Genomic DNA, 25,947 nt, shown 5'->3' on the forward strand with positions numbered 1-25,947 from the left:
GCCGCTAGATCATTCGAATTCCGACCGAAGTTTTCCTTCGAGTTCTCTCGCTCGACTTGCATGTGTTAAGCACGCCGCCAGCGTTCATCCTGAGCCAGGATCAAACTCTCATTTAAAAAGTTTATCTTGGTCAGTCTTGCTGACTGTTTTTTCAGTTTTTTTGGATGTCTGATCATCCGTTAATTTGATCTCCCTTGCGGGCGATCTTAAGGAATTAACTTGCTTTTTACTGTTCAACTTTCAAAGTTCATTGTCGCCAGCACTTGTTCCCCGCTGACTACTTTATCTACTATATCACAACCAGTTCGTGATGTCAATAGCTTTTTTGTTCTTTTTTAAATCTTTTTGCTTCAGCTTTCTTGCAAGATTTCTGCAAAGTGAAGACTTGAAATAATATATCATAATATTTCACCTGCGTCAACATCAATTTGAAAATAAATTAAAGAGCCCTAGCAATTGAGGGCTCCTTCTACTTTTGTCTTTTTAGCTCTGTCTATAGCCTGTATCTCTTCTACAGATAATTTGTACTCTGACTCACCTTTGACTACGGGCTTTGCATATACATTGCTGTCTTCTCTAGCGTATATGCTTGTTATAACCACACCACTGTACTTTTCATCTAGTAGTGCAACCGAGAAGCTCAAGTCGCTTCCCATATCTCCGAAGGCATTGTACCTTATAAAGCCTACATTTTGAATAGATTTAGAGAGGTCTTCTTTCATCTCACTCATCTCTAAGTTTATTCTGGCTATTTCTGATTCAAAGTCCTCTCTAAAGGAAATCGCCTCTAGTATAGATTTCTCCATAGCTTCTCCATCTGAAAACTCCAGTATCTTCAATAGGCTTTCATTCTTCTTTTTAAGCTTTGCTATCCTAAAGCTATTCGCCAGTACAAGTAATAAGAGCAACAGCACAGACACCGCTAGTCCACCTAGTACCTCCAGGTTGTATGCTGATAATATTTTGAAAATTTCTTGCATAAATAATCCTCCTGCATATTCCGGATTTTAAATACTTTTAACTATCTCTTTTATCCCCTCTATAGCCCTGTCCAACTCTTCCTTTTTTGTAAACAGCCCGAAACTGAACCTCACAGTTCCCTGCTCAAAAGTTCCTATTGTCTTGTGTGCAAGCGGGGCGCAGTGAAGGCCTGGCCTTATACCTATACCAAACGCCTCATCCATTATATATCCAACTTCTGAAGAGTCCTCGTCACCGATGTTTATGGACACGACAGGCGCTCTCTTGGAGATATCCCTTGGTCCGTATATTTTCACGCCTTCGATTTCGCTCAAGCTGTCTATAAAATACTTTGTAAGCTCCTCTTCATGAGTCCTTATCTTGTCTATGCCATAGCTATTTATAAACTCGATTCCTGCCGCCAGACCAGCTATTCCCGGGGTGTTTGGAGTTCCAGACTCAAATCTGTCTGGCATCATCTCCGGCTGATAAAGAGACTCCGACTTGCTACCTGTGCCGCCTTCTTTCAGCGTATCCAGGTGCAATCCCTCTCTTATGTATATTCCACCAGTACCTTGAGGCCCCAACAGACTCTTATGGCCTGCAAACGCCAGCATGTCTATCCCTGATTTCTCTACATCTATGCTGTACACACCTGCTGTCTGAGCAGCATCTACCATATAGAGTATTCCTCTAGACTTCGACAGTTTAGCTATCTCCTCTATAGGAAATATCGTTCCTGTTACATTAGAGGCATGTGTAGTCACTATGAGTTTGGTGTTGTCCTTTATGGCTCTTTCTATATCTGAGACCGAAATTTCCCCGCTCTTGTTGCAGTCCACTATTGTAAGCTCTATTATTCCCTTTTTCTCTAGCGCCTTGAGTGGTCTCAAGACCGAGTTATGCTCCATCGAAGAAGTAATCGCATGATCTCCTTGCTCGAGCACTCCCTTTATCCCTATGTTTAAAGCTTCTGTGGCATTCGAGGTGAAGACCACCTGCATAGGGTTTTTTATATTGAAAAACTTAGCTACAACTTCCCTGGAGTTATATATTATTCTGCCAGCTTCCAGCGCCATGCTGTGTCCTGACCTTCCTGGGTTAGCTCCATGAAATCTCATGACCTCGCTGACTCTCGCGTAGACTTCTTCAGGCTTTGGAAATGTTGTGGCCGCATTATCTAAGTAAATCATAGCATTACCTCCATATAAGTATAGTTCCAAACAGAATTATATCACAGAACCGTGTTTTTAACTCTCAAAATCTCAGCCATTATTCCCACAGCCAACTCTGAAGGGACATTGCTTCCCACGTCTATTCCTATAGGTGTATGGACTTTATCTAGCTCTGCTTTGCTCCCTCCCCTTTCCAGTATGTGCTCCACTATCTTTTCCATCTTCTTTTTACTTCCCAACATGCCTACATACCTTGCCCCTCTTCCAAGAACAGCCTCTAAAGACTTTTCATCTGAGATATGGTTCGGGCCAGCTATGACCACGTATGTGTTCAGATCCATCTCTATTTCTCCAAGAGCTACAGCTGGATCCTCCTGATATAACTTTCTGGCATTCGGAAACCGATCTCTGTTGCAAAGCTCTTCTCTGCTGTCGAATATGTCCACTTCGAAGCTCTGTGTAGATGCAACTTTGCTTAGTTCATATGCAACATGTCCTGCTCCAACTATTACAAGCCTTGGCTTTGGAACGAAGCTCCTTATAAATATGGTAGAGCCCCCACCACAGAACATTTCAGATCCTGTCTCTCTATTTTCAAGCTCAAAAGTGAAGCTTCTACTCTCTCCATTTTGTATACACTCAATTGCTCTGTAAGTAGCTTCAAGCTCAATCTGTCCGCCCCCTACTGTTCCTATGGTGTCTCCGTTTTCAAACACAGCCATCATAATACCCGGCCTTCCAGGAGTCGAACCTCTCACCTCTGTAACTATGGCAAGAGCGGCTTTCTCTCCTCGCTGGACTCTTTCCCCAAGTCTTTTAAGTACATTTTCCTCCATTATCATGAAATCACCCCTGAGGTAATTTTAGCACAAAAAATACACCTAAAAAGCTAATTAAATTGGCTTTTTAGGTGTATTTTTTTTAAGTCTTTAAAAAATGATATGCATAAACAGCGCGCCTATAAACATCGCTATAATAGTCCTCTCAAGGAATATCACCATAAGCTCCTTGAATTTAAGTTTCAGTCCTGTAGTTATTATAACTACAGCTGTTTCTGCCACATATATGATTTGAACCATGGCAACTACGCATATGAAATATCTTGAAGCTTCAGACATTATGCTGACTTTGTCGGCTATCACAAGTATAGGTAAAAACGGATCTGTTATGCCTGCTATCATAGATGGTCCTACATGTATTGCGTCAGGTATGTTCAGAAGTTTTAGCAATGGATAGAATGCATAACCTATCCAAGTAAATATCTCAGTGTACTCTAGCAGTATCATTCCTGTTGTTCCAACTGCGCAGAGAAGTGTTATCACCTTAGGTATTACCTTTACTCCATCCGCCACACTCTCTTTGATCCTTCCAAGTATGTTCCCAGAGATATATGCTCTTTTTGCAGCCCTGCTTACGCCGACTTTCACCATGGAAGGGCCTATCTTCAGCTTTGCCTCTTGCCTTTCCTCTTCGGTCTGAAGTCTGCCGTTGTAGTACTTATCTGCTTTTCTAGAGAGCGGAGGTATTCTCGTCATAATTCCAGCTATTATAAAGGCCATCACAAAGGCTGAGAAGTATACGAGTGCAAACTTTTCCCCCAGTCCCGCCGTGCCTATCATGAGCATCGCATATCCCACACTTACGGCACTGAAACATGTGGCCACAACGCTTGACTCCCGCTCTGTGTAGTTGTTTGACTTGTACATCCTGCTGGTTATTATCACGGCCATAGAGGCAGATCCTACAAAGGAAGCTACAGCATCTACCGCACTCTTTCCAGGTGTCTTGAAGAGTGGCCTCATAAGCGGCTCAAGTATTATCCCAAGAAAATCTATGAAACCGTAGTCTATAAGGAACGGAACAAATATAGCTCCCACTAAGATTATGCAAGCTACTCCGTATACAACTGGAGGTATTACCATCTGGCCAGTCCTCTCGCCTATTATCATCTCAGGGGCCGCTATTCCGAATACCGTGTTCAAGAAGAATGTGACTATAAAAATAGCTCCAACAGAGTAGAGAATTGGATGAAAGCTTGAATCGTTACTGTAATAGTCGTATATCTTTCCTTCTTTAGCAACGTACTTTCCGTATATGCTCGCCAATGCATTTCCTGTAATCACAAGAGCTACTATTCCAAGCCCTACATTTCCCAGTATGCCCTGTACCGTATTGTATATAATTCCAAACGGTATCTGTCCAGACTTCCCATTGAAAGTTATCGGTACAAAGAATACGAATATGGCTATTGCAGTAAATACGAGCGACATCAGAATCCCCTTTGCGTACTCTTGCTTTCCAAGTACGATAGAATCTAAAATCTTAGGATCACTTAAATCTAGTTGACTTAATTCTTCCCGGCTCATATTGCCTGACTCAATATCGGGATTTACGGCTGTCTTGCTTGTAAACGTTTCCATTTTAAATTCCTCCTTTTTATTTTTGTTTGTAATATTAAATAAATGCAATAACTGTGCCAAACTCACCAATTCTTTTAAAAGTTTTTTGCTTATCTCAGTCTTTCCTTGGGAAATAGCCGTTTCAAAAATTATTTTATACATAGCGCTGTTCTTATTCACCAACTCTATATTTAGATTTGGTGTAAATATAGCTTGAAAGTCTGAATATTTTTCAATATATGAATTTTTTACAAAATTTTATATAAAATCATATAAAAAAGCGATATGCCCATTGCATATCGCTTCAAAGTTAGATTTAGTTTCTTCCTGCTTTTATCCAAGATGCCACTTCTACAGTCCTCTTGGCTTGATGCTTTACAGCATCCTCTACATCTTCTACCATCTTGCCGTCTTGACCCTGTGTAACTGTGGTTCCATAAGGATTTCCACCTGCCTTGAAAACCGATGCATCTGTATATCCAGGTGATGCTATTATGGCACCCCAGTGCATCATAACCGTATATATGTTCTTCACTGTGGCCTCTTGTCCTCCATGCGGATTCTGAGCCGAGCTCATGGCGCTGACCACTTTGTTTGCAAGCTTCCCTTCGGCCCAAAGCCCTCCCTGTATATCCAGAAACTGCTTCATCTGCGAAGCCATCGCCCCAAACCTTGTAGGGCTGCTGAATATGACTGCATCTGCCCAGTCTAGATCCGAAGAGCTTGCCTCTGGTATTTCAACTGTAGCTTCTTGATTCGACTTCCAGCCTGGATCAGAGTCTATGACCGACTGCGGTGCAAGCTCTTGCACTTTTAGCAGCCTTACCTCTGCTCCTGCTTCCTCAGCCGCTTCCGCAGCCCATTTCGCAAGCTGAGTGTTGATTCCTGTCTTGCTGTAGTAAACAACCGCCAATTTGACTTTTCCCATATTTGATTCCTCCCTATTTTCCTGGTTCTAATGTATTAGTTTGTATCTAAGATATACCCCTGTGTTTTTGAATCCAAACTATCCTTCCCTGTTTTCTTCCTGTTTGGCCAAAATATCTAAGGGTATCAATCATCTGTATGGAAAGAAGTTACACTCCATACTCCTTATACCGTTTAAATTATAGGAGGTTTTAAAAATGAGTATGTTCTGTTATCAATGTCAAGAGACAGTTAGAAATTCTGGGTGCACAGTCAAGGGAGTTTGCGGAAAAGAAGAGCAAACTGCAAAGCTGCAAGACCTTTTGATATACACTTTAAAGGGCATAGCCAATATAGTTTCTCTAAAAGAGCTGTCGCCTACTTATATTCCCGAGGTAAACCATGCCGTGCTGGGCGGCCTTTTCACAACTATCACAAATGCAAATTTCGACGATGAAGCCATATCTTCTAAGATAAAGACGCTGATCTCTATAAGAGATTCCCTTAGAGGCGATACTCCCGCAGAGGAGTTCCACGATGCAGCCATTTTTGAGGTGAGCAGTCTAGAATCCATGCTCCAGAAAGCCTCTTCTGTAGGAGTGCTCTCTACGGAAAACGAAGATGTGAGGTCTCTTAGAGAGCTAGTTACTTATGGAATCAAAGGTCTCGCCGCTTATTCCCACCATGCGCTGCACGCGGGAAAAGAAGACGAAAACATATACAGCTTTATCTATAGGGCACTGAATTCAACGCTAGACGACTCTCTCTCTGTAGACGATCTAGTGGGTCTTACTATGGAGACAGGGCAGACTGGTGTCACTGCCATGGCGCTTCTAGACAGTGCCAACACCGCTATGTATGGAGATCCTGAAATAACGGAAGTCAATATTGGGGTCAGAAATAATCCGGGAATACTCATATCTGGTCACGACCTCACGGATCTAGAACAGCTGCTTGAGCAGACAAAAGGAACAGGAGTAGACGTATATACTCACTCAGAGATGCTCCCTGCCCACTACTACCCGGCTTTCAAGAAATACGACAATCTGGCCGGAAACTACGGTGGTTCTTGGTGGAATCAAGTTGCGGAGTTCGAGAGCTTCAAAGGCCCTATACTCTTCACTACGAACTGCATAGTCCCACCTAGAAGCGAGGAAGTCAGAGGCAGAATCTTCACAACAGGTGCCGCTGGTTACCCAGGCTGTGGACATATAGTTTCGGGCATAGACGGAAAAAAAGACTTCTCCGCCGTAATAGAGATGGCCAAGTCGCTAGACTCTCCTGAGGGGATAGAGACTGGAAGTATAGTCGGAGGGTTCGCCCATTCTCAAGTGGTGGCGCTTGCGGACAAAGTAGTTGAAGCTGTGAAGTCTGGCGCCATCAAGAAGTTCTTTGTAATGGCGGGCTGCGACGGAAGGCTCAAGTCGAGGGAGTACTACACTGAGTTTGCAAAAGCACTTCCAGACGACACTGTGATCTTGACTGCTGGGTGTGCAAAGTACAGGTACAACAAGCTTGGGCTAGGAGATATAGGCGGAATACCTAGAGTTCTAGACGCTGGACAGTGCAACGACTCCTATTCGCTTGCTGTCATAGCCATGAAGCTGCAGGAGATCTTTGGGCTAGAGGATATAAACGATCTGCCTATAGTCTACAACATAGCCTGGTATGAGCAGAAAGCCGTAATAGTGCTGTTGGCGCTGCTTTCACTTGGCATTAAGAACATACACCTAGGGCCTACACTGCCTGGATTCCTCTCCCCTAACGTAGCCAAGGTGATAGTGGAAAACTTCGGGCTCTCAGGAATCGGGACTGTCGAAGACGATTTAAAGCTCTTTATCGGAAACTAGTTTCTCTGCAATAAAAAACCACGAAGCCAAGTCATGCGACTTGATTTCGTGGTTTTTTCACTTGATCATTTTTTCTCTCTATACAGCTTGTACATTATAGCCTCTAGAACTCCCCCTGCTATGGAACGCGCCTTGTCCGATATGCTAAAGCAGTGCTCCACTTCCCCTCTAGGGTCTACATCCGCTATTTTGAGTCCAGTCTGAACTTCCAGTCCCTCTTGTATAAGTCCCCTCAGTACTCCAGCTATCTCCACCACAACATCTGTATCTCCTATTTTGGCTATGGTCTGTCCAGCCTCTACTCTATCTCCAATCTTGGATATATGCTCTATCTTTCCGGTCGCCGGAGAGTGTATGACTCTCTCCTTGTCGTACCCTCCTATAAGTCCTGGTACTCCTGTATTGGGAATCGCCGTGCCTTCAAGTATCACCGACCCCAAGTAATGGCCCCTCTTTGTCTCCACAACTGCGTCTACGTCTACTCCAGCTGTGAACCCCGGCCCCATAGCTACGACTATGTCAGCCATATCTATATTCGTTCCAAGGTTTTTCTTGGCAAGTATAGCATCTACGACTACCTTTGGCTTGAGCTCTGAGATTATCCCCGCTCTTTCATCTACAAGCACAGGTATCTCCTCTCTTTCCCAGGCGCTCTCTATCTCACCTCGGCTTGAAACACTTACACCTTTCACCCCGTTTATCACTATCTCTCCGTCGTAAACCGATTGGGCGTAGGAAACCGTCCTTCTTATCACAAGTGGATTCTCTATCTCAAGCATAAGCACCTTGAACCCGCATCTGTGGAGCCTATAGCCTACCCCTGTGGCTAGATCCCCTGCTCCTCTTACTACTACAACTTCTCTCATATCTATCCCCTCCTGTTTAAAGCGTCTAAATCTGACTCTCTATCTATATCAAAAAGCTCTAGCTCTTCGACTTCCAAGTAATTCACCCTGTCTAGGTGATTCTCTATTACGGTTTTTCCTCCTGTATCTCCCTCTAGCGCCAGCAGTTCCCCTTTCAGATCCGTAGGAAAGATAACAGGGTTACCTCTCCTTCCCTTGCAGACTGGAGCCACTATCTTGTCTTCGCCTTTTTTAAACAGCTCAAGCAAATCCTCGACTGTCTGCACCTCCATAAAAGGCTGGTCTACCACGCTAAACATATACCCGTCTGCGTTTGCATCTGCACTTTTTATTCCAAGCCTTATGGATTCGCTCTGCCCTAGCTCGGAGTTTTCGTTGTATACGGCCACTAGACTGTATCTCTCAGCTATCTCAAGCGCTCTTCTATCTCTATATACAATTATTATTTCATCTAGCCCGGCTTTTACAAGCCTCTCTATTGTAGTCTCTAAAAGTGTCTTGCCCCTGTACTCCACAAACAGCTTGTCTCTTCCAAGCCTTCTGGAGTGCCCGGACGCCATCAGTATGCAGCTTACCACTTCAATATATCTCCGCTTTTAAGGCTGGCTATTATAATTCCCTTTATTTCATTCCTGCCTTCTACAAGCTTTGCTATCTCTCTAGCTTCAGCCTTAAGCTCTTCACTGTCAGCTTTATTTAAAAGCAAATATCTCTCCATAAGTTCTCCGCCTTTAAAAAGCCCTTTATCGTGAATCACCAGCCTAGACACCGTCTCCTCGTCTATCGACTGTCCTTCCTCACTATCTGTTATACTCCTAAATATCTCCACTCTATGAACAGTCTCCTCGTCCACAGGTTTTCCAAGAGCGTCAAGGCCTATGACCCCAACCAGCTTCTTGGTCACGCTTGGGAGGAGTGGCTCGTCTTCCCTCGGAGCCTTTATTGGCTTCATCCTAGAGCCGTCAGCTTCAACTATTATATTGTCGAAATAGCATCTCTCGTATATCTTGTCCACAAGCTCCTCGTCTATCCCTTTCAGCTTATCTTCTCTTATGAAATTGCCTATAAGCACAGTCACAGTTCCAGGCTCAGACTCAAACAGCTTGTCTATATCCCCCTCGTTTGAGAGGTTCAAGAACACATCGTACTGCTCTCTTTCCGGCATCATTATGGCCGTAGTGGTAGTGACGAGTACTCTTCTGCCCATCTCGCTTAGCTCTCTGGCAAGTGTGAACATAGCCGAAGTCTTCCCACCTCCGCCTACTACAGATACGACTTCCCATGTGTCTAAATCCATATCTAATGCTCTGTATAGTTCCAAAATACCACCTACTTTCCAAATGGACATACAGGATAAGTACAGACCTTACAGCCTAGGCAAAGCCCTCCGTGTCCAAGTTTGCTTATATCTCTTCTGCTCATCTTCTCGCCTATAAATACCCTAGGGAGCACAAGGTCTAGCACCGTGATTCTGTGGAACATCCCGCATGCCGGAATCCCAAGTACCGTTGCATCTCCCCTGTATCCCATCATAAACATAGCTCCAGGAAGCACTGGCGAACCATAGCTGACCACTTCGTCTACAGTCTCTCTTATAGCTATAGGCGTTACATCGTCAGCATCTACAGACATTCCCCCCGATACAAGCACCAGGTCGGCGCCATTTTTCAGGAAATAGTCCAGCTCTGTCTTTATGCTCTCCACGTCGTCTCTGGAGAATCTCGTCTCAAGGTAGTTACCCCCGAGCTCTCTTATCTTCTGCTCGAGCACTGGCCCGAACTTGTCGGTTATAAGCCCTTCGAACACCTCTGTTCCAGTTACAACTATTCCGCAGTTCAGCTTCTCTAACGGCACTACCTCTATTATCTTGCCGTACTTCTCTTCAAGGTCTCTCAATTTCTCTAGGTACTCGCTTTTTATAGTCAGCGGGATTATCCTCGTTCCAGCAACAGTTGTCCCCTCTTCCACAAGGCTGTTGTTGTGCATAGTCGAAAAGATTACCATGTCTATGTCGTTTACTTCCTCTAGCGCCTCCACGTTTATCTTGAGCACGCCTCTGTGCTTCGAAACAAGCGACACCTTTCCTTCGTTTGGCTCTGTAAAGCTTATCCCGTCCCCTGTCACACGCTCGGCTATAAACTGGGAAGCCTCGTTTTCGTGCATTTCGTCTTCTCCAAGCTCTATGGCGTATATATGGTATTTGCCCATTTTTTTCATCGCCTCTACGTCTTCCGGCCTTATTATATGGCCTTTCCTGAAAGCGGCACCTTTGAACTCTCCAGGTACTATCTTTGTAAGGTCGTATGCCAACACTGATCCTACGCTGTCTTCTACATTCATCTTCTTCTTCATATCTTTCCTCCGTTGAAAAGTTTATTTCCCCTATTATCGAAAATGAGGCCTTATTAATAATTAAATTATTAACAAAGCCCCACTCTTCTCTAAACCCTATTTATATCTATGAATTTAAATTCAACTACATCAAACAGTCCCTTATCTGTTATCTTTACATCCGGTATCACCGGAAGCGCTAAGAAAGATAGTGTCATAAACGGATCTACTCCTTCGTTGACTTTGTGCCCTCTCGCTATCTTCATCATAGCTGTGAGCTTATCGTTTACAGTTTCTATGTCTTCAGTGGACATAAGTCCCCCGATTTTCAGCTCTAGACAGTCTTCAATCTCGCCGCCACTCGAAATAGCTATGCCTCCGCCCATAAGCTTTATATGGTTTATGCAGTTCACTATATCTCTGTCGTTGTCTCCGGCTACTATTATATTGTGGCTGTCATGAGCTATCGTAGTCCCTATAGCCCCGTTCTCGATTCCATACCCTTCAAGCAGTGCCACAAAAGTCGTCGACTTCCCTGTATGCCTCTCGACCAGCACCAGCTTGGATATATCCTCTTCTTTATTATACACAAAACTTCCGTCTTTTACATCTACTTTTCTTTCCGCAAGACTTGTGACTAGACTGTGGTCTATCAGCTTTATGACGTTTACATCTCCAGTCCTAAGCTTGAGGTCAACCATGTCTTCTGTATAGTCCTCAATTATAACCTTTGAAAGAGTCCTCTCATCCAAATGTTCTTCATACTCTCCTAAGAGCTTTCCGTCTTCCGCAGACAGGACTCCATCTTTATAGACCTTCTCCACTCTTATGTCCTTTAAGTCTGAGAAGACTATCAGGTCTGCCTTGTAGCCTGGAGCTATAGCACCTCTTCCAATTAGTCCGTAGCACTCGGATGGGTTAAGAGATGCCATCTTTATAGCGTCTATTGGATCTAGCCCGTTTTCTATGGCTAGTCTTACGTTGTTGTCTATATGACCTGTGTGGATTAAATCCTCTGGATGCTTGTCGTCTGTGCAGAATATACACCTTCTGAGATTGTCTTTGTCCAAGCCTTTTACAAGCTCCACTAGGTTTCTAGCTGCTGTTCCCTCTCGGATCTGTATATACATTCCCCTCCTGAGCCTATCCTTCATCTCCTCTAGCGTAGAGCACTCGTGCTCTGTCTTAGCTCCCGCAGCCACATAGGCGTTCAGCTCTCTGTCTTTTATGAGGGGTCCATGTCCATCTATTATCTTCCCCTCTGCTATCGATATCTTGTCCACGATATCCTGGTTCCCGTTCACAACCCCCACAAAGTCCATAAGCTCGCCTAGCCCAAGTACTCTGGGGTGAGCTATAAGTTTATTCAAGTCCTCTGCTTTTAGAACTGCCCCTGAAGTCTCGTGCTCTGTAGATGGCACGCAGGATGGAAGCATCACATAGGCATCCAGCGGAATATCCTCTGTGGCATCTAGTATATACTCTATCCCCGCAAGCCCTGCCACATTGGCTATTTCATGTGGATCAGCTACTATAGCTGTAGTACCTCTAGGCACTATCTGCTTGGAAAACTGGTACGGTGAAACCATGGATGACTCTATATGCACATGACCGTCTACAAAAGAAGGCGATACATATTTGCCATTTAAGTCCACTTCTTCTGCCCCTTCGTAGCTTCCAACGCCTGCGATGACACCATCAGCTATAGCTATATCTCCCTCTATTATCTCGTTTGTAAAAACGCTTATCACCTTGCAGTTTTTAAGCACCCTGTCCGCTCTTTCTCTCCCTGCTGCAATATCTATAAGTCTCTTTTTATTTCCCAAGAAGATCAGCCCCTCTTTAGCTTATTTCGTCTCCGACTCCTTAAGCGCCTTTAAAAGCCTCTCTGGCGTAACAGGTATCTCTGTCATTCTGACACCTGTTGCGTCGTATATGGCGTTCAGTATAGCGGGAGCTACATAAGTCATAACAGGCTCTCCTATTCCCTTTGCACCGTATGGACCTGTAGACTCTGGGTCCTCTATTATTATCTTCTCAAGCTCTGGCATGTCCATCGCTGTTGGAATCAAGTAGTTTGTAAACCTGTTGTTGACTATCTTTCCGTTTTTCAGATTCAGATCTTCAAATACTGCATATCCATATCCCATTGCAAATCCGCCGTCCATCTGGCCTTCCACTAGCTCTGGATTTATGGCCCTGCCTACGTCCTGTGCAGAAGCTGCCCTTATTATGTCCACTTTGCCAGTCTCGGTGTCCACTTCTACCTCTACAGCCGCAGCTCCAAAAGTATACGGCCAGTAAGGACATCCTTGTCCTGTCTCTTCATCCATCTCTGTAGAGTGTGCCACAAAAGTAGCCTCTTCTCTCAGCTTTTCGTCCCCAAGCGAACTTGCTATCTCTGAAAGGCTTATTTTTGTAGCCTTGAACGAGTTCAGGAATACCTCTCCATTCTCTATCTTCAGTCCAACTGTAGTGTTGAGGTTTAGTAGGTCTTTGGCTTTTTCTATAACCCTGTCCTTTAGCTTTTCCGAGGCAAGTCTAAGTGCATTTCCTGTATTGTAAGTCTGCCTGCTGGCTGCTGCAGTTCCAGAGTCCTTCATTATATCTGTATCAGTGCTGTAGTAGTTTATTATCTCCACGCTCGACCCGAAAGACTCCGCTGCTATCTGTCTCATTATAGTGTCTGAACCCTGGCCGCATTCCGTCGCTCCCACATATACATTTATTTTACCGTCGCTGTTAAGCTCCGCCTCTGCCACCGATACGTCAGGAAATCCGTTGCCGTACCCTGTTCCATAAAAAGTGCAGCCGTATCCAATTCCTCTCTTCTTCATATCTCTACACCGCCTATCTGTTGTTTTTATTTATTTTGCTAGCAACTGCCTCTAAACATTCAACTGCTGTCACACTCTCATAGAGCTCTTGTCCTGTAGCTGTTATAGATCCTTTTCTGAATATATTCTTCATTCTGAACTCTATAGGATCCATCCCTAGCTTTTCCGCTATTATATCCATCTGCTGCTCGTAGGCCACTGGTGGCTGTGTAGCCCCGAATCCTCTCATAGCTCCTGCGAATGGGTTGTTTGTATATACACCGTAAGAGTCCACTTTTACGTTCGGAACTTCATACGGACCTGTAGCGTGAACTCCACCTTTTCTGAGCACGTTGCAGACCCAAGATGCATAGGCTCCTGTGTCTCCGATTATCGTCACTTCAGTAGCCAGCAATTTCCCATCTGAAGTCGCTCCTGTCTTGTACTTCATTATAAATGCATGCCTCTTTGAGTGGGCCAAAAAAGACTCCTCTCTGTCGTATATGCTCTTTACAGGCTTTTTAAGTGTGCGGGACGCCAATGCCAGATGTATCTGCATAGTTATATCCTCTCTTCCTCCAAAAGCACCTCCGATTGCTGGGTTCAGTATTCTTACCTGCTCTTCAGGAATGCCCAGTGCCTCTGCCACCTCTATTCTGTCAAAGTGAGGATACTGTGTAGATACGCATACAACTACCTTATCTCCTTCCATATAAGAGATACCTGCCTCTGGCTGAAGAAATGCATGATCCACCATGCCAGTTCTGTACTCTTTTTCCACTATAACATCGGACTTGGCGAAGCCTTCCTCTACATCGCCTTTTCTGATCTTATAGTGATAAACTGCATTGTTCTGTCCGTCATGAACCTGAGGAGCACCCTCTTCCATGGCTTTTACAGGATCGAAAACTCCCTCTATTTCGTCATACTCGACAACTATCTTCTTAAGGGCCTCTTCCGCTATTTCAGGAGTTTCTGCCACCACAAAAGCTATCGGATCGCCTATCCTTCTGACTTTCTTCTCGCAAAACACCTCGTGGTCTTTAAAGAGAACCCCATGGTAGTTTTCCCCTGTGATATCCTTAGCTGTAAACACCTTCACTACGCCCTCTATAGCTTCGGCCTCTGAAACATCTACCTTTATACGGGCATGTGGAACAGAAGATCTAAATGTCTTTCCGTGCAGCATCCCGTCCATATATATGTCTTGAGGGTAGATGGCTTTTCCTGTTACCTTGGACTCCGCGTCAACCCTGAACTCTCTTTTTCCTACACTACTGTACATTTACTTCGCCTCCTTATTTATCTCCACAGCTCTATGCACTGCCTCTACCATCTTGTTGTATCCTGTACATCTACAGAGATTTCCTGAAAGCCCTTCTCTTATCTCGTCATCTGTAGGTTCTTCATTTTTATCTATTATGGCCTTCGTAGCTAGTACCATACCTGGAATGCAGAACCCGCATTGAACAGCTCCTTTTTCTATAAACGCCTTCTGGGCCGGATGAAGTATGTCCCCATTTTGAACTCCTTCTATAGTTATTATCTCTTTGCCCTCGCATTGAAACGCCAACACAAGGCACGAGTCAACTATCTCTCCGTCCATTATTACAGTGCATGCCCCGCACTCACCTTCACCGCAGCCTTCTTTAGTCCCAGTAAGTCCTAGCGAGTCTCTCAGTAGATCTAGCAGTCTAGTCGATCCATCTACTTCCACGGAATAGTCTTTTCCATTTACATTCAAATTAACTGTTGTCATATTGCTTCTCCTCCTAGTTCTCTATTTTAAAGATTCTACAGCTTTAGTCAGTGCATCTCTGTATATTCCCTTAACAGCTTCTCCCTTGAACTCCACAGATGACCTGCCTGCAAGCCTCTCCTTTATGGCTTTCTCCATATCTAAGACGCTCTCATTTATAGTGCTGTCGCTTAGCGGCTTGTTTTTAAGTTTAGATTCAACTTCATCTTCCCTCATCCCATATCTACCAAGCGCTCCATTTCCTATTCTGGCTTCGACTATCTTTCCGCCATCAGCTTTAATATAGACTGCTGTACATATTCTAGATATCGCAAGCGCTTTTCTAAGGCCCAGCTTGCTGAAAGATACAGCTTCTCCTTGCTCTGGCTTTTTGAAAACCACTTCTTTAAGCATCTCTCCTGGCTTTAAATCCACTTTCCCCTTGTCTAGGAACATGTCTTTAAGCTCTATCTCTCTCTCTCCTGACTTTGAAACTATTACAGCCGCAGCCCCTAATGCAAGCAGTGGTGGCACAGTGTCTGCCGCCGGAGATCCATTGCAGATGTTGCCTCCTACAGTTCCGGTGTTCCTTATCTGGGGTGATCCAACAGAGTGAGCCGCATCTACAAGTCCCGCCATCCTTTCGTCAAACAGGTCTGAACACACTATCTCAGAAAATGTAACTCCTGCACCTACTCTGTAGTTGCCATTTTCCTCCTTTATGTCCCTTATCTCAACTACATCAGATATATCTATCATAGCTTCAGGCGATATCTCCTTGTTTTTCAGCTCTATGACTATATCTGTCCCGCCAGCTATCAGTTTAGCTCTGTCCTTATATTCATCTAGAAAATCTAACGCTTCGCTCAAATTATTAGCCTTGAATGATTTAATCTTCATATCAGGTCCTCCTCTTTAAACCTCTTTTATAATTTATAAATCCCTATCCCCTAGGAGATAGAGATTTTATTTTACATAAAAAACTATTCCGAAAACTATACCTTCCGCTGTACTGCATACAGCCTGCTCCATATTTCTTGTGATTTACTCTGCTTTTACCCAAACCCTGTGTTGCCTAAACTTCGAACTATGCTGTAAACGTTTTCACAGAGTTCTTTTAAAGGCCCCCTTTTATCAGGGGCCCTTGTCTTTGACATAATTATAGCAAATATATTTTCGCTTTTCTATGCAAACTATGTATATTATTTTTTTGTTAGAAAGATTGCACAGTTGACGTAACAAAGGCCCCGCATAAGATGCGGGGCCTTTTATTTTTTACTCTATTATCTAACTACAGGGTCTAGTACTTCGAAGTTGTTTACGTCTACTAGTCCTTGGTCAGTTATCTTCCACTCTGGGCTTGTAGAAAGCGCTAGGAATGAAAGGTGCATGAAAGGTGCGTGAAGCGATCCGCCAAGTTGTGTCTTGAACATGTTCTCAAGATCTGCAACTTTTTGTCCAACTTCTGATCCTGTCATTTCGTCAGTCATAAGACCTCCGACTGGAAGTGCTAGTTCGTCAACTACTCTTCCGTTGTTTACTAGTACAAGACCTCCGCCTATTTCAGCTACTCTGTTTATAGCTATAGCTATGTCTTTTAGGTTTGCACCTATATAAGTGATGTTGTGAGTGTCATGTGCTATCGACTGTGCAACAGCACCTTGCTTAAGTCCGAACCCTTTAACCATACACTTACCTATGCTTCCGTGATGTCCGTATCTCTCCATACATCCTAGGTAAACAAGGTCTTGGCTTAAATCAGGTTGAACTATTCCACGGTTTACAGTAGTCTGAGCTTCACCTGTTCCAGTAAGGTTCTGGTCTGGTATAGCTTGGATATATCTAACTGTAGCAGTGCTTCCGTCAGCGTTTATTTCAAGGTCCGCTTCTGTTACATGCTTTATCTTTACAGAGTTCTTAACTGTATCTGGGTAAGTGTAGCTTGGTATCTCCACTACCATCTTACCTTGAGAAGCCATAAGCTTTCCTTTTATAAATACAGCAGCTACTGTCATCTCGTTTAGGTCGTCTATAACAGCTATGTCAGCAACTTTTCCTGGAAGAAGTGCTCCTCTGTCTTTGAATCCCCAATAAGTAGCTGGGTTTATAGTAGCCATCTGTATAGCTTCTACAGGGTCTACACCTTCTCTTATAGTTCTTCTTATAAGGTCGTTCATATGTCCTGCTGTTTCAAGATCTGTTGGAACCATGTCGTCTGAAACTAGGATAAGTCTTCTTGAGTCAAGTCCTTCCTCAGTTACAGCTTTTATACACTCTGCCATGTTTCTCTGAGTAGATCCTTCTCTCATGAACACGTAAACACCTTGTCTTATCTTCTCTATACACTCAGCTTTTGTAGTAGTCTCGTGGCAAGAACAGTTTCCTCCACAAGCCACTATATGAGCCGCTAGCTCTGCTCCGAAAAGCTCCGGCGCATTACCGTCAACTGGCTTTCCTATGCTCTTAGCATAAGTAGTCGACGCTAGTAGGTCGTCTATTATCTCTGGAGTGTGCTTGTAAACGTGCTTAGCTAGTGAAAATCCTTGAAGCTCTCCTATACCGTTTATGTTTGGATAGTTTAGAAGGTCTTCCATGTCTTTAGAGTTTACTTCAACTCCTGCTGTCTCTAGCTTTGGAGCATCTGGGGTAAGGGCTGGAACCTGTAGTCTAACGTAGTTAGGTACATGGTTGCACTCATCTGCCATAGCCTTCATAGCTACTGATCCCAATGCGTTTCCTATCTCATGTGGGTCTGCCATTAGAGTAGTAGTTCCTGTTGGTATAGATAGCTTAGAGAACTCAGTTATTGTAAGCATAGCGCTCTCGAAGTGCATGTGAGAGTCTATGAATCCTGGAGTAAGGTATTTTCCTCTTACGTCTACTACTGTAGTCTTCTCTCCTATAAGGCTTTCGCAGTCACCCACTAGAGCTATATAGTCTCCTTTTACAGCTATATCAGCTGTGTATATCTCTTTAGTTATAACGTTTACTACGTTTCCTCCGTATAGAACTAAATCAGCAAATCTATCGTCTGCCATCAATACGTCTATTATCTGTCTGTAATCAATTGCTTGTTTTACACTTTCTGGCTTTAACAAACTGTACGCCTCCTTTCAAAATCTACTGCTTTTCTAGTACGTCTTTGTAGACATCTAGATTGTCTACTATCCCTATTATGGCTGCATCTATAGCCGCATCCGGTTTCCCCGCTGCATTTCTAGACGCTGTGCCTTCGGCATAGATTATAGTCTCGCCTATACCTGCCCCTACTGTGTCAACAGCTATAAACGGGTCTCCTACGGGCTTATAGTCTATGTCAAGTGGTTGAGTTATCATGAGCTTTGATCCCACTAAACTGTCATCTTTTCTAGTTGCAACTAAAGTTCCTATGACTCTTCCTATTAGCATGCTGTTCTCTCCTCATTACTCTTTTATTATCTCAATTCCCTTTTCTTTAGCTGTATCTATAGCTAGAGGAGTAACTATAGTAGTACTAGGTACTTTAAAGCTCTTCTTGTCTCCAACTAAATCTAAAAGATCTTTTGATGTCAATATCTTAGGGATATCTGTTCTAATATCTATGCTCTTCGCAGAAACTGAGCTTCTGCTGCTTTCCATCTCTATGTTGGCATTTTTAAACTCATTGAGCATCCCTACTACATAGTCTTCTTTTCTGACTTCAACTACACCTAAGCCTATGACTTCAGATATGTTTCTCTCTAATATCCTTCTCTGTCCTTCAGACTTAGACTCTGTTCCCTTGTAGTGGACTACGTCTTCAAAATCCATAAGCACAGGTTTCCCTCTCCATATCGTCTGCCAGAGGAGTGTAGATATGAAGCTGTCCTGTATACCAGTTGCAAGTTTTGAAACCGTGTCCTGAGTCGACATCGGAACGATTACTCCCTCCACACCTGATATAACCTTCTCGAAAATGAGCTGGTCTTCTTCATAGTATACATTTCTAGGGTTTAGCGATTTTATTATCTCTTCTATCCCCTTTTCCCCTATTACCATGGCTCCACTGAAAGAAAATCCTATGTCATATGAAAATCCGTAATTCTTTTTCGCATTTATGAGCTCTGCCAGCCTTTCATTAAGTCCATAGTCCGTTCCAGTAAACACGACTAGTATATGCGAGTTACTGGAGTTAAAGCTAGGCTTTAAAACATCAGCCTTAACAGGCCTGCCTTTGCTTATCTTATGAACTAGCTCGTCTATGACATCACTTGTCAGACTGTACTTCTTCATACTCCAACACCTCTAAGGTGCGGTCTAAACCGCCTTTATTTTTATTACTCGCTCTTTAGTAGAACTCTTTCAACTTCTGAGTGTGGTCTTGGGATTACGTGAACTGAAACTAGCTCTCCAACGTTTCTAGCTGCTTCTGCTCCTGCATCTGTAGCCGCCTTAACTGCACCTACATCTCCTCTTACCATAACTGTAACTAGTCCGAATCCTATTTTCTCGTATCCTATTAGGTTTACATTAGCTGCCTTTACCATTGCATCTGCTGCTTCAATAGCTCCTGTTAGACCTTTAGTTTCTATCATTCCTAGTGCTTGACTCATTTTAAATTCCTCCTTAATAGTGTTCTATCACATTAAAATCAAATATTTTTATTTTCCAGCTTGGGCCTGAGCCTCTACCTTCTCTTCGTTGGCTGCTGGCTTTTTAGTTGCTGGCTTTGAATCCTGCTTTGCTTCCGGTTTAGAAGCTTCAGCTTTCTCAGCTTTTTTAGCCTCTAAGTTTTTCTTGAATTCCTTCATAAGCTTGTCTATTTCATCATGAGGTCTTGGGATTACATGACTTGCCGAAACGTCTCCTACTCTCATAGCCGCTTCAACACCTGCATCAACTGCCGCCCTAACTGCCGCAACTTCTCCAGCAATATGAATTGTCACACTTATGCTCTTGTTCACTCCGATTACTTTGTCAAAACCTACTAGCTCTACCTCTGCAGCCTTGCATGCCGCATCTAGAGCGCTGACTGCTGTAGTAAGCCCTATAGCTTCAATAATTCCTAGTGCTGCTCTCATTAATTACACCTCCTGCTCTAAAATAGAGAACCTTTCTTTCCTATAGAGTCCAATGTCACTTTCGGTATATAGTCGCTCAAACTTCCCATGACATTTCCTCTAACAGATGTCTTGACATTTTCACTATTTTGAGGTTTAACATCGTTTGAAGATGAATTAACCTTATCTCCAGCTAGTTGACTTAAAGACATCATTCCGCCTTGCTGTCTTCCATCTACGGCTGACTCCGTTCTTTTAGAGCTCGGAGCAACTGTCACTTGGCTGTCGCCTTTTCCAGAAGCTAGTGACTCTATGCTTACAGCTTTCACCCCGCCACTCTTGGCTGAGTTTAGCTGCTTTCCGTAGCTAGACTTAGCTCCAAATCCAGCTTTACTCGAGTTTGCTGAACTTGAAGGCTTAGCTGCCATTGAAAGCGCATCTAGTGTCTTAAGTGCTCCTAGTCCCTTAGATTCCGCGACTCCATTAGATGATGGCTTAGGCGTATAATTCGAGCTGGAAGCAGGCTTTTTAGGGCTTAGAGAGCTAAGTGTCTCTATAGTCACATTCTTTTGACCTTTGTTTAATATACTTTTCAAGATATCGTCCTCTTTAGCGCTCAAGTTAAGCTCTCTTGTAGAGGTGCTCGGTCTCTTGTTAACTGCTACACCCTTCTTGCTCACAATATTCTTCATAACTACTCTTGCTAATGGGTTAGCCATTTTTTTCACCACCATTTAGCTATTTATTATAGTAATACATCTAATAATTTATCTACCTCGTCATGAGGTCTTGCTATTACATTTGTCGCTACAATCTCTCCTAGCTGTCCCGCAGTTTCAGCCGCATTTTCAACTGCTGCTTTTACAGCAGCTACTTCGCCTGTAACTATGGCAGCCACAACAGCTGAACCAACTATGTTTAGGTCTACGATATGAACATCTGCCGATTTAACCATAGTATCTGCAGCCTGAATTGCAGCTACTAGACTTCTAGTTTCAACCGAACCTAGTGCTTGTCTCATATTGCTCTACCACCTTTATCTATTTTCTATTTTTAATTCCTGGGAAGTACTTCTCTATATCCAGCTCTCCCTCATATCCTGGGATTATAGCCATATTATAAAGACCTTCCTCATCATCAAGTGGTTTAGTTGCATCTATTCCCATCTTATCAGAGACTCCTCTGTAAGTGTGAGATGCTTCCAATGCTGAGCCTAGTGCATCCGGTATAATAACAACGTCCTTAGAAGCTTGAACTCTTGAAGCAAGTGCAAGTTCAACGCTCTTAGTGTTGTATATGTCTATGTCTCCATCGACTACTACAACGTGCTTTATATCATATCCGCTAGAAAGCGCTCCAAGTATAGCTGTCTTCGGATCTCCAGCCTTTTTCTTGTTTATAGATACTATAGCGTGAAGTCTGCATCCACCACCTATAGTTATGTTGACGTCATTACACTCCACTAGGTTGTTTACTGCATTGAAGACTTCAACTTCTCTTATAAGTCCATTAGAGAAATGCTCTTCTCTACATGGGAAGGCGTGCTGGAATACAGGGTTGTTTCTATGGCTTATCGCAGTCACTTCCATAACTGGAACTGGCTCTGACTCACCGTAGTAGCCCATAAGCTCTCCAAAAGGTCCTTCAACTTCATATCTTCCTGGAACTATATGTCCCTCTAAAACCATTTCAGCCTGAGCTGGTACAAGTACATCTATAGTGCTACACTTTGTAAGCTCTAGTGGCTCACCTCTAAGAGCAGAGTCCACCTCGAACTTGTCTATTCCGTATCTTGACGAGCTTATCTGCGAAGCTAAAAGGAAAGTCTCATCGTATCCAAGAACTACAGCACACTCAAGTGGCTTGTTCATCTTGGCATATCTCTCTATCTGCGCACGTAGCCTAGGCGAGTGTCTAGATACAAGAGTGTTTATTATGTTTCCGCCTCTGACCTGGAATCTACGTACAGCCATGTGATACTCACCTGTCTCGTCGTCCTTTATTATCATCATTCCAGCAGTTATAAAAGCTCCTGAATCATGCTCATGAGAAGTCGGTGAAGGAAGTATCTTAGGTATGTCCACAGCTCTTCCGCTTATCAGATTCTCTTTTATAGGCCCACTGCTCACTATTTTATAAGGCTGAGGGTTTGCTATTGCATCCATAAACCTGTATAGTCTGTTTTCAGTGTTTACACCCATTAGATCGTAGTATATTCTACGGTTTCCGTATAATGCCCCTATAAGTGGCATGTCATATCCTTTAACGTTGTTAAAAATCATTGGTTTTTCGTTTTCAAAGTATCTTAGTACAGCTCCTAGTTCAAACTTAGCGTCTACAGGAGTATTACACTCCATAAGGTCTCCAGATCTTCTAAGCTTGTCCATAACAGCTCTTAACATTTGTGCTCCCACAAAGTTCCCTCCTTTCGAAGATATTGTTTTATTCTCCCCATCTTGGAATTAGATTGTGTTCTATTCTCATCTGATCCAGTATTCTGGCCACTATGGAGCTAACCATATCTCCTATTGATTCTGGATGACTGTAAAATCCTGGAGAGGCAGGCAGTACCGTCACTCCTGTTCTAGAAAGCTTCAACATGTTTTCTAGGTGAATAGAACTCAATGGAGTCTCTCTAGGTACAACTATAAGCTTTCTGTTCTCTTTAATGGTTACATCTGCAGCTCTCGTCAGCAAATTGTCTGATAATCCATTAGCAACAGCAGATATTGTCTTCATTGAGCAAGGAACTATCACCATAGCGTCTGTCAAGAAAGATCCACTCGCTATAGGCGCAGCTAAATCCTTATTTTCGTGGTAGTAAGTTGCAAGGCTCTTAAGCTCTTCTAAGTTTATGTCACATTCATGCTCTGTCACATACTCTCCTAGTGTAGACACAACTAGATGTGTCTCTACTCCCAGCTCTTGAAGCACTTTCAAGAGTGCAACTCCATATATTGAACCACTACCACCAGAAATACCTACAACTACTCTCATCGTTTTTCCTCACTTTCTGGTGCTATTGTCTTTAATTCTGTCTTTAAGTATAAAAAAGTCGTCTTTACTATCTGAAGACGGCCCATTCTGTTTGTACTATTTATTAATGACTACTCTCCCACTAAGGGAAAGTAGTCATTTTTAATTGTTTTAAGCCAGATTCTTACTTCTCTCCAACTTTGTTTTCTTGGTCTCCAGCTCCTGCCCATGCATCTATTCCAGCGTCTATAGCTGAAGTGAACTCGTCTATAGTCATAACCTTAGTGAATATGCTTAGGTCAACTAGTCCGTGCTCGTGCTGAGCTTGGTCCTTAGAGTGTACTCCGTCGCTAAGAGTTATAACTCTGTAAGCTAGTGCAAGTGCGTCAGCTGCAGTTGATCTAACACATACGTTAGTCCAAACTCCAGTAACAACAACTGTGTCTAGGCTCTCTTCTCTTAGGTATAGGTCTAGGTCTGTGTGCCAGAATGAAGAGTGTCTTCTCTTAGGTATAGTGTACTCTTCTCCTTCTGGGTAAAGCTCTTTTATGAAGTCTGATCCCCATGATCCTTTTATAGCGTGTACTGGTCTAACTCTGAAGTCAGCGTCGTTCTTTCTGTGTGCTTCTTGGATGTGGATTAGTTGAACGTCGTCTTTTCCTCCAGCGTTTCTCTCTCTTACCCATTTGAAAAGCTTTTGTAGGTTAGGAACTATTTCCTCTCCTCCTGGACATCTAAGTGGAGCTTTCTCTCCTATAAAGTCGTTAAGCATGTCGATTACTATTATACCATATCTGTGTTGATTACTCATATTGTGTTTCCTCCTTGGATTTTAAAATTAAAATTTTTATTTTTAAGCAGACGGCACTACACCGTGCACTGTATAGTGCCGTCTGAAATCTAACCTTTTGTTTGTTTATATTGAACTTATACCCTGTTCCCTAATGTGAAAACTTTTTTTGGGCATTTGTCATTTCTATCTGAATTCTGGAAGGTCTTCTCTTTCTCTTCTGTTAACTCCTGTAGGAGTTGTAGTGTTGTAAGTTATTGTTTTAGGAAGAACTTGTATGCTCTGTCTCTTAACGAACTTACCGAATCCTGGCTTAACCATGATTCCCTTGATTCTTCTTATATCTTCGTTTATCTTCTCTGGATGAAGCTTTCTGTAACTTCTGTCGTACTCAGCAGATGCTAGCTCAGGGAATTGCTCGAATATATCAGCAAACTTCTCTGCACATCCCTCTGGGAAGTTGTGAACTATCTTGTCTAGTTCTGCATCAGTAAGAGTTGGAAGAACTCCTTCTTGTGCATCGTCGAACACTAGAGTTCCACGGATTATAGTCTTGATTATTCTTCCCTTAAGCTTCATTCCCTCAAGTGGAGTGTATCCACACATAGAAGCTTGAGTCTTAGGATCTATTGTCCACTCTTTGCTAAGGTCAACTATAGCGAAGTCTGCGTCTGATCCTACCATCATAGCACCCTTCTTAGGATATAGACCGTAGTGCTTAGCTGCGTTAGTAGCAAGTACTTCTACAGTTCTGCTAAGTGAAAGTCTTCCTTTGTTTAGTCCCTCTGATATTATGATCGGAGCCATAGTCTCAGTTCCTGGGATTCCAGGGAATGCATTCCATATAGTTGTTCCTTCACTTGTCTTCTCAGACTCTAGCTCGTAAGGAGCATGGTCTGTAGCCATGAAGTCTATGCTTCCGTTTCTTAGTCCTTCCCAATGCTCTTCGTTGTCTCCTGAAGTTCTGATTGGAGGCGCTATTTTAGCACAAGCTCCGTGCTTAGTCATTGCATCTTGGTAGTTAAGAGTTAAGTAGTGTGGGCATGACTCAGAAGTAGCGTTTATTCCTCTCTTCTTAGCCTCTCCTATAAGCTTAGCTCCTATTCCTGTACTCATGTGAACTATGTGAAGTCTAGCTCCAGTAGCTTCTGCAAAGCTGATTCCTAGCTCTATAGCAACTTTCTCAGCAAGCTCGTTTCTAGCTTCTGACCAAGCTGGGCCGTCCATTCTTCCGTCTGCTTGGAACTTCTTAACATAGAAGTCACACATAGCAAAGTTCTCTGCATGAATACCTATTGGAAGACCAGTCTTAGCAACTTCTTTGAAACACTCTAGCATTTCAGGGTCAGTAACTCTTGGATAAGTTGGAACTGATGGAGTCATGTAAACTTTGAATGCAACTACTCCGAAGTCTGCTTGCTCCTGAACGTTGTGCATCCAACCTTCTCTTACGTCTTCTCCAGTAACTCCTCCCCATAGACCATAGTCTACTACTGTTTGAGCGTTAGCTATGTCTATTTTAAGCTCTAGTTGCTTAACTGTTCTTGTAGATGGAACTGTACAACATGGCATGTCTATTATAGTAGATATACCACCTCTTACAGCTGCAGCTGATCCAGTTACCCAGTTCTCTCTGTGTCCGAATCCATGGTACATTATGTGTGTATGTGAGTCCATGAATCCAGGGAAAACCAAATGGCCTTCTGCGTCTATAACTTCTTTAGCCTGCGCACCGTGAGTACTGTCAACAAATCCTGCTATCTTCTCTTCTAGAACCAGTATGTTTGTCATTACTGTTTCGTCACCTTGAGGTATCTTTGCATTTTTGATAATTAGATCGTACATTCTTATTACGCCTCCTAATTTTGTTTTGACACTTTTTTGTGCCTCTTAACATATAACCTCTTGCTTTAAAATATTTATATGAACTGAAGGCTTACGCCTTCAGCCATTAACTTTAAATCTGTGGTTTCAGACTAGAATAGTCCTACTATTTCTCCAGACTCAAGTACGTCCATTCTCTCCGCTGCTGGTACCTTTGGAAGTCCTGGCATTCTCATTATGTCTCCTGTAAGAGCTACTATGAATCCTGCTCCTGCTGCAAGCTCTAGTCCTCTTATTG

Annotated in this window: 27 protein-coding genes and 1 rRNA gene; 1 reads left to right on the top strand and 27 read right to left on the bottom strand. The window is 43.2% G+C overall.

What is annotated here, in order from left to right:
• The 6 genes from EUAN_RS11325 to wrbA form a co-directional block, all read right to left on the bottom strand.
• Positions 1-116 (bottom strand): 16S ribosomal RNA (locus tag EUAN_RS11325); the annotation flags it as partial.
• Between the two features lie 333 nt (positions 117-449).
• The gene (locus tag EUAN_RS11330) at positions 450-980 is read right to left on the bottom strand and encodes a DUF4446 family protein (RefSeq protein WP_071064585.1); all 531 of its coding nucleotides are present in this window, start codon (positions 978-980) and stop codon (positions 450-452) included.
• Between the two features lie 27 nt (positions 981-1,007).
• Positions 1,008-2,153 carry an aminotransferase class V-fold PLP-dependent enzyme gene (locus tag EUAN_RS11335; protein ID WP_071064586.1) on the bottom strand — a complete coding sequence of 382 codons (1,146 nt, stop codon included), beginning with the start codon at positions 2,151-2,153 and terminating at the stop codon, positions 1,008-1,010.
• A 41-nt stretch (positions 2,154-2,194) separates the two neighbouring features.
• Complete coding sequence (locus tag EUAN_RS11340; protein WP_084655917.1) at positions 2,195-2,977, bottom strand: XdhC family protein; 783 nt, start codon at positions 2,975-2,977, stop codon at positions 2,195-2,197.
• An 87-nt stretch (positions 2,978-3,064) separates the two neighbouring features.
• Positions 3,065-4,555 (bottom strand): YjiH family protein, encoded by a 1,491-nt coding sequence (locus EUAN_RS11345; RefSeq protein WP_169817386.1) that lies wholly within the window; start codon positions 4,553-4,555, stop codon positions 3,065-3,067.
• A gap of 295 nt (positions 4,556-4,850) precedes the next feature.
• A complete protein-coding gene (gene wrbA, locus EUAN_RS11350) occupies positions 4,851-5,462 on the bottom strand; it encodes an NAD(P)H:quinone oxidoreductase (RefSeq protein WP_071064587.1) in 612 nt (203 codons plus the stop codon).
• A 196-nt stretch (positions 5,463-5,658) separates the two neighbouring features.
• Here wrbA and hcp point away from each other — a divergent pair, with 196 nt between their 5' ends.
• Positions 5,659-7,290, top strand: a complete 1,632-nt coding sequence (gene hcp, locus EUAN_RS11355) for a hydroxylamine reductase (protein ID WP_071064588.1) — start codon at positions 5,659-5,661, stop codon at positions 7,288-7,290.
• 65 nt (positions 7,291-7,355) lie between these two features.
• On the opposite strand, the gene yqeB is transcribed toward hcp, so the two are convergent.
• The 21 genes from yqeB to EUAN_RS12380 all read right to left on the bottom strand — a co-directional run.
• Positions 7,356-8,156, bottom strand: coding sequence for a selenium-dependent molybdenum cofactor biosynthesis protein YqeB (gene yqeB / locus EUAN_RS11360; RefSeq protein WP_071064590.1), 801 nt, complete (start codon positions 8,154-8,156; stop codon positions 7,356-7,358).
• Between the two features lie 2 nt (positions 8,157-8,158).
• Positions 8,159-8,734 (bottom strand): nucleotidyltransferase family protein, encoded by a 576-nt coding sequence (locus EUAN_RS11365; protein WP_071064592.1) that lies wholly within the window; start codon positions 8,732-8,734, stop codon positions 8,159-8,161.
• Positions 8,728-9,477 (bottom strand): selenium cofactor biosynthesis protein YqeC, encoded by a 750-nt coding sequence (yqeC, locus tag EUAN_RS11370; RefSeq protein ID WP_169817387.1) that lies wholly within the window; start codon positions 9,475-9,477, stop codon positions 8,728-8,730. Before yqeC ends, EUAN_RS11365 begins: the two co-directional genes overlap by 7 nt.
• 8 nt (positions 9,478-9,485) lie before the next feature.
• On the bottom strand, positions 9,486-10,508 hold the full coding sequence (locus EUAN_RS11375; RefSeq protein ID WP_071064596.1) for a molybdopterin-binding protein: 1,023 nt from the start codon (positions 10,506-10,508) through the stop codon (positions 9,486-9,488).
• Between the two features lie 89 nt (positions 10,509-10,597).
• Positions 10,598-12,313: an adenine deaminase gene (gene ade, locus EUAN_RS11380; RefSeq protein WP_084655919.1), complete on the bottom strand. Its 1,716-nt coding sequence runs from the start codon at positions 12,311-12,313 to the stop codon at positions 10,598-10,600.
• Between the two features lie 21 nt (positions 12,314-12,334).
• Positions 12,335-13,324 (bottom strand): xanthine dehydrogenase family protein molybdopterin-binding subunit, encoded by a 990-nt coding sequence (locus EUAN_RS12990; RefSeq protein WP_071064600.1) that lies wholly within the window; start codon positions 13,322-13,324, stop codon positions 12,335-12,337.
• Between the two features lie 13 nt (positions 13,325-13,337).
• Complete coding sequence (locus tag EUAN_RS12995) at positions 13,338-14,588, bottom strand: xanthine dehydrogenase family protein molybdopterin-binding subunit (protein WP_071064602.1); 1,251 nt, start codon at positions 14,586-14,588, stop codon at positions 13,338-13,340.
• On the bottom strand, positions 14,589-15,062 hold the full coding sequence (locus EUAN_RS11395; RefSeq protein WP_071064604.1) for a (2Fe-2S)-binding protein: 474 nt from the start codon (positions 15,060-15,062) through the stop codon (positions 14,589-14,591).
• A gap of 21 nt (positions 15,063-15,083) precedes the next feature.
• Positions 15,084-15,941 (bottom strand): FAD binding domain-containing protein, encoded by an 858-nt coding sequence (locus EUAN_RS11400; RefSeq protein ID WP_084655920.1) that lies wholly within the window; start codon positions 15,939-15,941, stop codon positions 15,084-15,086.
• Positions 15,942-16,324: 383 nt separating this feature from the next.
• Positions 16,325-18,139: an adenine deaminase gene (locus EUAN_RS11405; RefSeq protein WP_211266361.1), complete on the bottom strand. Its 1,815-nt coding sequence runs from the start codon at positions 18,137-18,139 to the stop codon at positions 16,325-16,327.
• A gap of 22 nt (positions 18,140-18,161) precedes the next feature.
• The gene (locus EUAN_RS11410; protein WP_071064605.1) at positions 18,162-18,449 is read right to left on the bottom strand and encodes a EutN/CcmL family microcompartment protein; all 288 of its coding nucleotides are present in this window, start codon (positions 18,447-18,449) and stop codon (positions 18,162-18,164) included.
• Between the two features lie 15 nt (positions 18,450-18,464).
• Positions 18,465-19,292 carry a hypothetical protein gene (locus tag EUAN_RS11415; RefSeq protein ID WP_071064606.1) on the bottom strand — a complete coding sequence of 276 codons (828 nt, stop codon included), beginning with the start codon at positions 19,290-19,292 and terminating at the stop codon, positions 18,465-18,467.
• Positions 19,293-19,336: 44 nt separating this feature from the next.
• Complete coding sequence (gene pduA, locus EUAN_RS11420) at positions 19,337-19,612, bottom strand: propanediol utilization microcompartment protein PduA (protein WP_071064607.1); 276 nt, start codon at positions 19,610-19,612, stop codon at positions 19,337-19,339.
• A 48-nt stretch (positions 19,613-19,660) separates the two neighbouring features.
• Complete coding sequence (locus tag EUAN_RS11425) at positions 19,661-20,080, bottom strand: BMC domain-containing protein (protein WP_071064608.1); 420 nt, start codon at positions 20,078-20,080, stop codon at positions 19,661-19,663.
• 17 nt (positions 20,081-20,097) lie between these two features.
• On the bottom strand, positions 20,098-20,778 hold the full coding sequence (locus EUAN_RS11430; protein ID WP_071064610.1) for a hypothetical protein: 681 nt from the start codon (positions 20,776-20,778) through the stop codon (positions 20,098-20,100).
• A gap of 26 nt (positions 20,779-20,804) precedes the next feature.
• Positions 20,805-21,080: a BMC domain-containing protein gene (locus EUAN_RS11435; RefSeq protein ID WP_071064613.1), complete on the bottom strand. Its 276-nt coding sequence runs from the start codon at positions 21,078-21,080 to the stop codon at positions 20,805-20,807.
• A gap of 19 nt (positions 21,081-21,099) precedes the next feature.
• Positions 21,100-22,473 (bottom strand): UbiD family decarboxylase, encoded by a 1,374-nt coding sequence (locus tag EUAN_RS11440; RefSeq protein ID WP_097678083.1) that lies wholly within the window; start codon positions 22,471-22,473, stop codon positions 21,100-21,102.
• A 28-nt stretch (positions 22,474-22,501) separates the two neighbouring features.
• A complete protein-coding gene (locus EUAN_RS11445; protein ID WP_071064616.1) occupies positions 22,502-23,056 on the bottom strand; it encodes a UbiX family flavin prenyltransferase in 555 nt (184 codons plus the stop codon).
• A 163-nt stretch (positions 23,057-23,219) separates the two neighbouring features.
• A complete protein-coding gene (locus EUAN_RS11450) occupies positions 23,220-23,846 on the bottom strand; it encodes a cysteine hydrolase family protein (RefSeq protein ID WP_071064618.1) in 627 nt (208 codons plus the stop codon).
• Between the two features lie 165 nt (positions 23,847-24,011).
• Entirely contained in the window at positions 24,012-25,670 is a 1,659-nt protein-coding gene (locus EUAN_RS11455; RefSeq protein ID WP_071064620.1) for a dihydroorotase, read from the bottom strand.
• Between the two features lie 131 nt (positions 25,671-25,801).
• A partial coding sequence (locus EUAN_RS12380; protein WP_143000717.1) for a formate--tetrahydrofolate ligase occupies positions 25,802-25,947 on the bottom strand: 146 nt, incomplete at its 5' end.

Source organism: Andreesenia angusta (assembly GCF_001855385.1).
Classification (GTDB): domain Bacteria; phylum Bacillota; class Clostridia; order Tissierellales; family Gottschalkiaceae; genus Andreesenia; species Andreesenia angusta.